General features: G+C 46.4%; 13 protein-coding genes and 1 tRNA gene. 5 read left to right on the top strand and 9 right to left on the bottom strand.

Annotation, left to right across the window (positions count from 1 at the left end; translation table 11 throughout):
* The first annotated feature begins 214 nt into the window (after positions 1-214).
* Positions 215-1,501, top strand: a complete 1,287-nt coding sequence (locus B3Z17_RS06505) for a site-specific integrase (RefSeq protein ID WP_286829058.1) — start codon at positions 215-217, stop codon at positions 1,499-1,501.
* Between the two features lie 20 nt (positions 1,502-1,521).
* Here the strand turns inward: B3Z17_RS06505 and B3Z17_RS06510 are convergent, their stop codons facing one another.
* The 5 genes from B3Z17_RS06510 to B3Z17_RS06530 are packed head-to-tail and all read right to left on the bottom strand — an operon-like array spanning position 1,522 to position 7,621.
* On the bottom strand, positions 1,522-2,235 hold the full coding sequence (locus tag B3Z17_RS06510) for an HNH endonuclease (RefSeq protein ID WP_286829059.1): 714 nt from the start codon (positions 2,233-2,235) through the stop codon (positions 1,522-1,524).
* 12 nt (positions 2,236-2,247) lie between these two features.
* Complete coding sequence (locus tag B3Z17_RS06515; protein ID WP_286829060.1) at positions 2,248-3,870, bottom strand: hypothetical protein; 1,623 nt, start codon at positions 3,868-3,870, stop codon at positions 2,248-2,250.
* On the bottom strand, positions 3,867-5,975 hold the full coding sequence (locus B3Z17_RS06520; RefSeq protein ID WP_286829061.1) for a sensor histidine kinase: 2,109 nt from the start codon (positions 5,973-5,975) through the stop codon (positions 3,867-3,869). Before B3Z17_RS06520 ends, B3Z17_RS06515 begins: the two co-directional genes overlap by 4 nt.
* The gene (locus B3Z17_RS06525) at positions 5,968-7,203 is read right to left on the bottom strand and encodes a DNA cytosine methyltransferase (protein WP_286829062.1); all 1,236 of its coding nucleotides are present in this window, start codon (positions 7,201-7,203) and stop codon (positions 5,968-5,970) included. Before B3Z17_RS06525 ends, B3Z17_RS06520 begins: the two co-directional genes overlap by 8 nt.
* On the bottom strand, positions 7,196-7,621 hold the full coding sequence (locus B3Z17_RS06530) for a very short patch repair endonuclease (protein WP_286829063.1): 426 nt from the start codon (positions 7,619-7,621) through the stop codon (positions 7,196-7,198). The genes B3Z17_RS06525 and B3Z17_RS06530 overlap by 8 nt, the downstream gene beginning before the upstream one ends.
* A gap of 546 nt (positions 7,622-8,167) precedes the next feature.
* Here B3Z17_RS06530 and B3Z17_RS06535 point away from each other — a divergent pair.
* The gene (locus B3Z17_RS06535; RefSeq protein WP_286829064.1) at positions 8,168-8,449 is read left to right on the top strand and encodes a hypothetical protein; all 282 of its coding nucleotides are present in this window, start codon (positions 8,168-8,170) and stop codon (positions 8,447-8,449) included.
* A gap of 35 nt (positions 8,450-8,484) precedes the next feature.
* Here the strand turns inward: B3Z17_RS06535 and B3Z17_RS06540 are convergent, their stop codons facing one another.
* From B3Z17_RS06540 to B3Z17_RS19650, 3 genes are all read right to left on the bottom strand, one after another.
* Positions 8,485-8,778 carry a hypothetical protein gene (locus B3Z17_RS06540; RefSeq protein WP_286829065.1) on the bottom strand — a complete coding sequence of 98 codons (294 nt, stop codon included), beginning with the start codon at positions 8,776-8,778 and terminating at the stop codon, positions 8,485-8,487.
* A gap of 11 nt (positions 8,779-8,789) precedes the next feature.
* Entirely contained in the window at positions 8,790-9,050 is a 261-nt protein-coding gene (locus tag B3Z17_RS19645; protein WP_414672764.1) for a helix-turn-helix transcriptional regulator, read from the bottom strand.
* 267 nt (positions 9,051-9,317) lie between these two features.
* Complete coding sequence (locus B3Z17_RS19650) at positions 9,318-9,653, bottom strand: helix-turn-helix domain-containing protein (RefSeq protein ID WP_414672765.1); 336 nt, start codon at positions 9,651-9,653, stop codon at positions 9,318-9,320.
* Between the two features lie 133 nt (positions 9,654-9,786).
* Between B3Z17_RS19650 and B3Z17_RS06550 the strand changes: the two genes are divergently transcribed.
* Positions 9,787-10,128, top strand: coding sequence for a hypothetical protein (locus B3Z17_RS06550; RefSeq protein WP_286829066.1), 342 nt, complete (start codon positions 9,787-9,789; stop codon positions 10,126-10,128).
* Positions 10,129-10,221: 93 nt separating this feature from the next.
* On the opposite strand, the gene B3Z17_RS06555 is transcribed toward B3Z17_RS06550, so the two are convergent.
* Positions 10,222-10,298 (bottom strand) — tRNA-Arg (locus tag B3Z17_RS06555).
* A gap of 378 nt (positions 10,299-10,676) precedes the next feature.
* Between B3Z17_RS06555 and B3Z17_RS06560 the strand changes: the two genes are divergently transcribed.
* Positions 10,677-11,042, top strand: coding sequence for an energy transducer TonB (locus B3Z17_RS06560; RefSeq protein WP_286829067.1), 366 nt, complete (start codon positions 10,677-10,679; stop codon positions 11,040-11,042).
* Positions 11,043-11,176: 134 nt separating this feature from the next.
* Entirely contained in the window at positions 11,177-11,542 is a 366-nt protein-coding gene (locus tag B3Z17_RS06565) for an energy transducer TonB (protein WP_286829068.1), read from the top strand.
* Positions 11,543-11,552: the final 10 nt, after the last annotated feature.

The raw sequence follows: 11,552 nt of genomic DNA on the forward strand, positions 1-11,552 counted from the left end.
CGACATGACATCGGGTAGGTAGATCTGGTAAACGGAGAATGTCTGAAGATAATGGCGCACCCGAGAGGATTCGAACCTCTGGCCTCTGCCTTCGGAGAGAAATTTCAGGTGCTACGCCATGAAACCGAATGCGACGCATTGAAACAGATTTATTGATATTTTTCAATTAGTTACTGGATTTCACTCGTTTCATTCGGCACTGTTTGAAATCAGTGTGTTGCGGGCATTTGCACTTACAGGTCACTTACGGCGGCCGAATGCCCCTTCACTTATAGGGGACTTGTTGGCCATGCTTTCAAAGCTGAATAGGAAGGTGATCGATCGGCTGAAGCCGGAAGAAAAACCATATGAGGTTCGCGACACACATGTAAAAGGGCTGATCGTGCGCGTCCAGCCCTCGGGATCGAAAAGCTTCTATTGCGAGTTCAGGAAAGGTCGGCGCATCAGTTTGGGTAAAGTGTGTCACCTATCTATCGATGAAGCCCGGACACAAGCGATCAAAGCAATCGCTGAGGCCAGAGAGGGGGGTGACCCTGCCGCCGAAAGAAAACGGCGCAAAGCTGTGTCATCTTTCCAGGAATATCTTGATAGTCACTATGGACCTTGGCTCATCGAACATACCTCTTCCGGGAAGGCCTCTATCAAACGCCTGGAATCTGCTTTTGATTTCCTTCTCACCAGAAAACTGGACGATATCCATATCTCTGATCTGGAGAAGTGGCGTACGAGACGACTGAGTGACGGCAAGAAGCATACGACTGTCAACCGCGACATTTCAGCAATCAAGGCGTCGCTCAACAAAGCCGTTCAATGGAAACTGATCACTTCGAACCCGCTCAGCGACCTCAAGAAAATGAGGGAGGATAAGATCGGCCGCGTGCGTTTTCTCAATGAATTCGAAAGAAAACGACTGTTTGATGCCCTTGAGGTCCGCGAGGAAAAGATCCGTATAAAACGGGACACCGCAAATGCCTGGCGGAAGGAGCGAGGGTATGAGCTGATGCCTGACATTCGGCAAGTTACCTTCGCAGATCACCTTAAGCCCATGATCATCTTGTCCCTCAACACGGGCTTGCGGCGAGGCGAGCTATTCTCACTCGTATGGACCGACATCGACTTCAAGAATGCCCTGGTGACAGTTCGCGGCTCAAATGCCAAGTCCAAACGCACCCGCCATGTTCCAATGAATGATCTTGCCAAGAGCACTATGGTGAATTGGCGAGACCAGGCACCGCCTGAAAGCAACTATGTTTTCACCGGCAAGAATGGCGGCAAGTTCGACAATGTAAGTTCAAGCTGGGAACAACTGCTTGACGATGCAGACCTCAAGGACTTCCGCTGGCATGACATGCGCCACGACTTCGCCTCTCGCTTGGCGATGGCTGGTGTTGATCTCAATACGATCAGAGAACTCCTAGGGCACAGCGACTACGCCATGACCCTCCGCTATGCCCACCTCGCACCCAACAAAATGGCCTGTGCTGTAGAAGCAATCTGCTAGAAATCCAATAGCCATAGAACTTATGCGGAAAACACATGCTCCCGGTGATACCGCATATAAGGCCTGCTTTGATTATGGAGTGATAGTCTCATGTCGGCTCGGATTCCCAAGGCCTTCCGCCCAGGCAACTGCTCAGAAATCATAATACGCCCGTAATCATCAAAAGATATCAATCCACGATCAAATACCTTATCGATATTTGGAAGCAAGAGGAGACCGTTATAAGGGTCTACCCGTTCTGTCGCTGAAGCACTCGCCCATGGCTTGATATGTGATGCGATAAGCAAACCGGTCTCTGGATATCCGGTTACGCTACATCTATTCCAGATCTTGACTAATTCTTGCCGGAAACGCCCCTGACCAACCCTAGCGGATATCATTTGAGCTTTTTCCGTTTGGCTCAATTCCTTAACGGCTAATATTTCTTTAACGTCGCGCTCAAGAGGCGGAAGGCAGGCCAATAAATACTCAGCATACTTTTTTAATGCACTTCCGTACATTTGGTGCCCAGTCGTGTCTCTTTCTCGAAAAATAGCTGTTTTACGGAGCGATTTGGCAACTTCGGAAAAATATAGAGAATCTGTTATCGACAGAATAGAATGATTGGTGATGCCTTCTAACCGTGCCCAGTCAGTTAAAGGACCCGCGATGGCGTTCGAGTATTTGATAATTGAAGAATCGGACAAGCCCTTTCGCTTCAACCATACTTCAAACCGAGATTTCCCGTCTAACATTTCAACCTCCAACTATTCGACGAAGGTAAGTCCTACGCGGTTGGCATGGCTAGCCATGCGGGAGAGAACCGAAGATGCTACATCACCCCTCAATCGGAAGATTGGGGCCTCCGATGTGTGATGCTTCATGTCAGTGGACTTGAGCAGCTTGAAATCCAGAATCAGATGGTACTCCTCACCGTCAAGCTGGAACGGCGGAATATCTTTGTAGATGCTTACGCCTGGCGCGAAGTCTTTTGCATACTCTCGCGGTATCAATACTCCGGGTAACAGACGATACTTCACCCACTTTTTTTGAGCGTAATCGCAAATTGGAGTTACTTCGAGCTCAACAAACTTAAACCGGGACACCTCATCATTGTCAATTGCGACCTCCCCTGTCGCTCTGTTAATCACACCATTCTTGTTGGGCTTTCTGTTGAAATAGTTCTTCAGCAGCGATCTACGGCGATTCCAGTGCGGTACTTTTTTCTCATAAACATTTCCTGGCTGAACATAACTTGGAACAACCATATCAATTAGGAGGCGAGTGTTAATAGCAGGCGTTATCGCCAGAAATCCATTGAGAAACTCCACTACACTTGCCTTCTCTTGATCATTCCGCCCCTGTTTGTACAGGCTGCCAAATGCAAGGGGGTTCTGTGTAATCTTATGGTTGTCAATGTAGAGGTGATATTTGTCCTGCTTGATGAGACATACAATTTGAAAAACTTGGCCATTGATCGTCGCCGTATATTTCACCTTGTTTTGCTCGAACTTTATTCCCTGCGATAGCCTGGGAATTTCCTGGCAATGGTTTTCTGCCATATCCAAAAACGCGTTATTCATAGTTTTGATAGCGTTTTGAAGTCGTTCATCCGTATCCGCCTCAGCAACATTCTGACCTAGCTGGGCTTTTGATAGTCGATAAATCGTCGATTTAACATTCTCGGGCCAGAACCCATTGTAATCATGCAAAGACCCAAATTCTTGTACTGTCTGCCCTGAGGCTCGATTAATAGAGGCCTCCCACGCAGTAAAAATTTGAAACGCATCCACGTTATCGCTCAGCTGTTTGACCAACTCCGTAGTAATCTTTTCGAGTGCATTGTCTTTAGGTACAAATCTTTGTTCTGGCGCAAACTCATCATCAATTGCCGATGCAATAAGCTCAATATCATCATCATCAAAAGCTGATGTAATACGATCTGAAACTTGATGAATAAGATTTCTTTTCGCTAGCTCATCAAACTCTCGAGAAAAGAAGTCGGTCTTATCCAACCGCATAACAGCAAGTGGCCTACGTTCAGAACTTACTGAAAGCACTTCAGCCTCAATGGCATCTGCATTGACGTCCAATCTCTCACTCCACAGCACCAAAACATAAGGCCCGTTGTTTGAAGGAATGAGAGCTTTAAGAATTCTGCGGATATTTGAAGCATAGCTGTGGGGATCACTGGGCCCAAACAGCTGAATGTCAAAAAACGCAAGCCGGACTTTTTGTTTTGGTTTATCCGGGAGCTCGTTGTCTAACCCACTATAGTATGTGCAAGCGACACCTCGACTGGAGAGCAAGCGGATAAGCGGGAGTGCTTCTTCAATCCTGTCATCAACCACCAGCACCGAACCGTCTGATGGTAGGATAAAATCATTCATATGGAGTTCCTGAATGCCAGCAATAGAATTGCTCCAGATTGAAACTCATCTGGCAAATCAAAGTCATATGGATCTGGGAACATCAGGTGGCCATTTTGGCCCTTCATAACCTCGTCAGCCAAATGAAGGCCCAGCCCCATACCCCCAGATTTGTCGGAAATAAACGGCCGGATAGCCTCTTCGGGAGGTATGGTAAACCCGGGACCATTGTCAGCAATTAGGAGAGAAGTGTGTTTTTCTGGGTATTCAACGATATCCAGTAAAACCTTCTTGTTTTTTGTTTTTGCGTAAGTTTGCCACCAAATAGAATTATCAACGATATTGATGATTGTGCTGATGACAAGGTTCTGCGCACAGGAAACATTCGAATTTACACTATGCCTATCCAAATAAGGCTCTAGCAAATCTACTTCATGCGCTTTGATCCTAAATTGGATATTCGAAAGGGCCTGCCGCGTCACCTGGGCCAAATTCACTTTCGATTTCTTCGACTGCTTGATCACTCCTGCATAATCACCAACGGTTTTCTGCAGTGTACCGACCAACTGCTTAACATGAGCATCTACTGGTTTACTTTTAATCGCAGCCGCCAACTCTGAAATCATGTGAATAATTTCGTGCATCACGATGCTAAGACTTAGTCCTGCACTTGAGCTGCGAGTGTATACTTCACTTATCGTCAGATAATCTTTTTCAATCTTTCCAATAGATTTCAGCAGCTCATCGCGAAGCTTTACATCTTGAACGTTACTAACAACCTGATCATGCAAAGTCCTAATCTGACCTATTACTGGCTGTTTTGTTCCCGATGGGCTGTAAAATTTGCGTACCTGACCTTTATCAAGGTTTCGTTTGGTGAGCACTTTATCTAAGCCAAAACGAATAGCTGAAACAAATTTACGGTAGGCTTCATTTTCAATAAAGCCTTCTCTATTTGTCTTTTCTTCCAGATCTGCACTTGCAATACGATCCAAGCTTACCGCCCCCACGATAATGTTGTTGCTAATAGTTTTGCCTGGTTGATTCACTCTCATCATATCCAGATTCAACCAGTCATTGCCCGGCTCACCATAGTCATATACTCGTATACCGTTTCTAAATACACGTATTCCACCGTTTCGATCAAGGTACTCTTTGAACCCTTTCTTATCGCTTACCCCCAGAGACAGGATCTTTTGTGACCTATCAAAGATCAGTAGCTCCAATTCAATCCTGCCAATCTTATGTGTTGATAAATCTAACGGGATCAGCTTTTTCTTGCCAGAATGCTCATCCTTGACCGTTTCTACCATGTCGATATTTTTGTCTGGTCGCGGAACAGGCTGAAGCTTTGTCATCGTGTCCCAAGGACAAAATTTGTAATCCAAACTTACAATTTTATCGCCCTCGATAATGAGCTTGGCCCGATAAAGTGCGTGTGCCTCAATATCCTTGAATGAGGTAAGACCAGTTAACCAGCTTTGATTGGCACCGAGCTTAAACTTAGTTCGAAACGTATCTTGAGAGCCAAAAGGGGAATTAAGTGAGTTAACTGCGCGATAGATGTCACGTACGGCGCCACGGGTCCAAGTATTTTTAAGTTCCCTAATATGAATCTTGGTACCCGTTTTCCCTTCCAAGAATTCATGTGGCGTGTCCCTTTCTTCAAAATGAATCTTGATTTCACTGAGTAATTTGTCCTGTAAGAAATCCCGCCAATCAATCTTTATAAAAACTTCGGGGAACCCTTCTTTTTTGCTGGTTAGCTCAATTACAGAACCCAGCTTGTGCACACCAAACCTACCAATGCCCTTTCCACCAATCGGCACTCGTTTACTTTCATCGATTTCTCCTGACCGGATAAGGGCATCTTTGTATTCGCTGCCCGGGCGCATCCAGACATTTCGAATGATGTTAGTATTCATGCCATCACCATCGTCGGAAATAGTGATTTCCGCCAACTCAGGCTTATCCAAATTTTGCATACGAACGGTCGCGCTATTTGCGTTTGCATCATAGGCGTTTTTAACAAGCTCAAGTAAGGCAATGCTCTCGCTTCTGATTAGTTGGTCACCAAGTTGCAAAAGCATCCTTGCTTTAGGTTGAAATTCCAATTTGTCAGCCATTGGACATCATTTCCTTGATTTTTTCTGCAATTGCGCAAGCCATTAGTGGCGGCACCGCATTCCCGATTTGCCTAAAAGCCGGTGTCCTAAATCCGTACTCAGTTGAGCCTTCAAAATAATAATCGTCAGGGAAAGACTGTATACGCGCGGCCTCTCGAACAGAGATGGAACGTAGCTGCTGTGGATCAGGATGAATAAAATGATGCCCGTCTTTGGCTATATGAGCTATCACAGTATGAGGCGTCTCCCCTACTACCTTAAATCGATCGAGGAAAGACTCCACATTCTTCTGCGTTCTCAATTCTTCAGGGATCTTGTCATTCTTGAGACGTATACCTTCTTCCAGACGAGTAATGGCAAGTTTATAGATCGCCAAATCCCGTTCGTTATGAGGACGGGTTATATGCTGGCTCACGAATTCGACACAGTTCCTCATGTTGGTATTCGAAACATATTCTCCAGGTTCACGAGAATAGTATTGAATCCGGTTAGTTTCGCCAGTTCCAATAGCAGGCAGGTCACCAAAAATATCATCTCTGAAATGTAATTTTTCTTGGCGCAAAAATTCAGGATAAGACCAGTTCAATTCTTTACGCCAACCGATGATGATAACCCTCTCTCGATGCTGAACGACATTGAAATCCCTTGCGTTCAGTAGCCTTTCCTGCACTTCATAGCCTAGCCTCTTGTAATACTTTTTCAGATTACGATAGTACTGACCTCCGGCAGATGAAAGCAATCCGGGAACATTTTCAAAGACAAACGCTTTAGGCCTATATCTGTTTAAGAAGCGACCGTAATGTACATATAACTTTGTTCGCTCATCATTGGTTTTATGCTTCAGAGGTGCTCGACCTACGACCGAGTAGGCCTGGCAAGGAGGTCCGCCAATAATCAAATCGACTGAGTCCTCTCCAACTAGCTCATCAAGTTTTTCAAATATTTTTGTATTTTTCTCACCTATCCTCGCGGCAATCACCGTATCAAGCTCATCCGCAGGAATCGCATTGTAAAGCTGTTTTCGGGAGATCGTCCCTTTTAGGTAGTCATGATAGAGTTTAAGATTGTTTTCCCGTGCTAAATAATGAAACGCCACGCGGGTCTTTAGCGTAAAAACCGCCGCAGGGTCAGCCTCAACATGAGCCAATGGCTGAAAACCATTGCGAACAAACCCCTCCGACAGTCCGCCCGCTCCCGCAAAAAGGTCTATATATTTGATCTTACTCATTATTTTTCACTATTTCCTGCGCAAGACATTCAAGAAATTTTTCTTTCTTCCCGGGTTTCAACTGACACTCCCAAACAACAATGACCTTCCAGCCAAACGCCTTCAACCGCTCTACATTTTTGCGATCTCGATCCACATTCTTCCTGATTTTGGCCTGCCACCAAGCAGTACGAGTTTTAGGCAGCTTAAAGTACTTGCAATTCGCATGGCCGTGCCAGAAACACCCGTTGACAAAAATAGCAGATTTGTATTTGGGAAATACTAAGTCTGGAGAGCCTGGGAGCCGTCTGTCATGCAGCTTGTATCTGAATCCAGAGGCAAACAAATACCTCCGTACCACCATTTCAGGTTTTGTATCCTTTCCTGAAATACGGCTCATATTGTAACTGCGTACTTTCGCGGAATGTACATCGGTCACATGCCATGTCTCCCCCTAAAACCATACAATTTTTTTTTAATTCATATGTTTACCTTCATTAGGAGTTTCTGGCAAGAAAGGCACGCTAAACACCAATAAATTGTTTTATTGCCTCTCAAGATGAGCGATTGTTACCTTGGCTAGAATAGGTCACACACGAGCCCCAAAGGCCCTTTCAGAGGACTCATAGGCAAGGCATCGAAGGCCGGTTCAAACCTTTTTGAAACAGCGGATGCTCTATCGTCCTTCAGTACACACCTGACGCACCTAGTGCGTATTGGTGAATTATGATTACAAATCAGGCACTTAAGAGAGATTTCAATTGATTGCGCACCGTTACAGCGGCTGAACTCAAGAGAACTCGCCATAAAATCAAAGGTTTATGCAAGCCGCTCCTTAGGCCCCAGGAAGAATGTCTTTAGGCAAAAAAAAGAGGCGACCAAAGTCGCCCCTTGTTCATTTGGCTGAATTGCAAACCTATACGTAGGACCATCCCCACTCATCTACGACAAAATGGCTAGGCCCAAGTGGCGTTGGGTATTGCAGGTGAAGCCGCTTCATGTCTTCCCTCGCCTGCTTGATCAAATCATCCATGTGATCATCCAGGCAAAAGGCATAATGCGTCCAGTTGCTGAATGCGGACAGAAATACGAGGTGGCTCCGATACAAGCGCAATGTGATTGCACACAGCGTGAGCAACGGGTCAGCCTTCTTCCGATCTTGCAGCTGATCGACCGCGACCAAAAGCATTTGCCTTGCGAACGACGCGGGTGTCTCACCATGGTCTTTTGCCAGACGGATCAAGTCACCGTGCAGGCCTTCGTCTAATCTGACCGTCAATGATTTGGTAAACCTCTCCTGTTTCATCGCCGGGGCCTAGGTTCCAAAGTTAAAAAATGCGGATCTATCTGCTTACGAGAAGCCATGTCCAGAGCCAACCCCTTGAGCCAATCGCTTGTTATCCAATCTGGAATTGGCTTTTCAAAGTTTCTCCTGGACAGGTAGTCCATAACTCTGGCGGATAGTTCACGCACAACAAAGTTCTCAACCACGTTTTCTAGCAATACATCGTAGTCCAATTGCTCCTTGGAACAGTAGGCCTTGAGGACTTGATCGGTGTCTCTGTCAATTTTCACTTGTCGCGTTACTTTAGTCATCGCACCCCTCCTCAATATCGACGACGAGGACAGGACAAAGACCACTCTAGTATGTCATCAGCGGGCCATTTAAGGGGACCGGGTCTATCCAGGGGACGAGGAAAGATATCATCAGCCATCCACCGATATAATGTAGTTCGGCTGATCCCCACAAATTCACAGACTTGCTTGGTATTCATCATCTTTTTGTGTCGCATAACATCTCTTCCATTTTGGAGTTTCATGAGATGTCGTGGCCACGACAAGACCAATCCTGCCGCATGATTGTTCATTGAAGCAAGGCTTTATCTTTTTGATATCATTATGGATTTCTGGATATAAAAATATTTATACTATTGCTCGGGCATCATATGAAACATTTAACATTAGCACCCAAAATCATGGATATTTTTATATCGGATCGGCCGATTTTTCGGGCGAAAATGCAATCAAAAGATGCAGTTGAAACAGCACGATTTTGTTCGATTTAGTAATTTTTTCGATTCGTTGCGGTAAATTTTGCCCGCAGATGGCTGAACTCAATGGTTTGTTAAGCCCATTTACAACCTATAGGATTTAGCTACCTTAATTAGTGTTTCAAGCTGTTCATTTGTGATCAAATCAACATGCGCCATCAACTCTAAAAGGCGCTCTTTCCTAACTGTCGAGAGATTATTGCTTTGTCCGTCATCGGATAGAAGGCTATCGACAGCGACACCCAAAACCCTCGAAAGGCAGAGCAAAGTTTCCGCGCTAGGAGAATTCACGCCGCGTTCTATCTGAGAAATTGAGTGCACGGATCTCTCGATCAAGTCCGCCAGATCTTCCTGGCTTAACCCCTTCGCCTTTCGAGCCGCTTTAACTCGCATTCCCACATTTCGTCTAAAGTCATCCATTACCGTAGAATGCTAGTAATTTCAGACATTTAACATTATCTTAGCTACGATTATTTGATTGTAATCGTAGCATTATACGGATAAAATTACTTTGTCATATCTACTCAACGAGGTCGGAACGATTGGAAGAGAAATGAAATTTAAAGACATCGATGTGCGCGGCATTATCGAAGAAGAAAACTGGAATTTTGTTCGCACGCGCGCACGTCTGAAAACTATCACTGAGCCAATTCACAGCAAGGCCGCCCTGCTGGCAATGTTCGGCGGACCGTTGCTCGGCGCATTCATCGGATTTCTTCTTCAATTGCTGTCAGGGAACTTGGATGACCTAGGAGCAGCAGCAATGCTAGGCGGCATAGCGGGTTTTGCAATTGGTCTTGTAGGGTCTGCGGCATACGTGATCAGCGGCGAAATGCGCCTTCGGATCAAGCTCCAGAAACTGGCTGCACAACCCAAGGCAACCGCCTACAGATAGCCATTTGCACTTACAGGTCACTTACGGAAACAAGAAATACGGCTCTTCACAATGCGTGAAAAGAGCTATACAATTGAAATATCTAAGGAAATATGGCGCACCCGAGAGGATTCGAACCTCTGGCCTCTGCCTTCGGAGGGCAGCGCTCTATCCAGCTGAGCTACGGGTGCGCGGACAAGCTTTTGTCGGCGCGGACACTACACTCACACCCCACACGTTGCAAGCCCAAATGCGCCAGCCCTGCTCCCTGCGCCGAATCCTGCATTCGGATAATCAGCGGATCAGGCTGAATCATTTTAACGACTCTCATTAAATTATGGATTCAGCAGCCCTGCAGGCAGGACCCAGGCTCTCAGAAGGGCGAACTGTATAAGTTTTTTATTGTTTTAAATCAATTAGTTATAGATATTTTCGCGGGTTGCTTAAAATTTTATCTTTTTCATTACCAGTGATTAACGGGCTGTCTCTATAAAGCTCGATCAAATACAGCGGCTTTCTTGCAAACTCGTGACTGCCGCACGGAACATTCTAGAATGATGGATGGAAACATGTTGAAGAATTTTGGCACTTTCTTGCTCGCTACACTGGTCATGAGCTTCGCGCTTGCTACCGCTCCTGCACATGCAGCAGACGATATGAAAAGCTGGAAAATTGCGGTGGTCAAATCGGTTGCCAAAAACCAGCGCTATCCCCGTTCCGCAATTGCGCGGGAAATTGAAGGCAAGGCCAAGGTTCGCCTGGTGGTCGCCGCCGACGGTACCATTACCAGCCACGAAATTCTGGAAGAAACTGGCCAAAGCATTCTGGACAGCGAAATCCCCAAGCTGGTGGAAAAGATGAGCCCACTGCCTGCCCTGCCAGCTGGCCAGCAGGAAATGTCCTTTGTCCTGCCACTGAGCTGGACACTGAACTAGGAATTCTGGTTCCGAGTAAACACCCATTCGTTTTGAGTAGAGAATGGCTTCCGGTTGCGGAAGCCATTTTTCTGATCCCTCCCCCCCCAAGCCGGTTTGGCAAAAACCACCGGCACTGTTGTGAGTATATCCAAATGAAACTTTCTACTGCCCTGAAATCTGCCCTTGTGGCGGCAACCACCCTGCTTGCAGTCAGCTCCCAGGCGACTGCCGCTGACACCATGAAATCCTGGCAACAGGCGCTGCTGCGTGCCGTATCACAAAACCAGAGCTATCCCCGCGCCGCCCTGATGCGTGAGATCGAAGGCAAGGCCAAGGTTCGCCTGATCGTTGCAGCTGATGGCACCATCACCGCGCACGAAGTGATCGAAGCCACAGGCAATGATTTGCTTGACCGTGAAATTCCGAAGCTGGTTGCAAAGCTGAACCCTCTGCCGGCCCTTCCCGAAGGCCAAACCGACATGAGGATTGTCCTGCCGCTCGAGTGGGCGCTGCAGTAAGCCTGCCTGT

Source organism: Kordiimonas sp. UBA4487, from assembly GCF_002389025.1.
In the GTDB taxonomy this organism is placed as follows: Bacteria; Pseudomonadota; Alphaproteobacteria; order Sphingomonadales; family Kordiimonadaceae; genus Kordiimonas; species Kordiimonas lacus.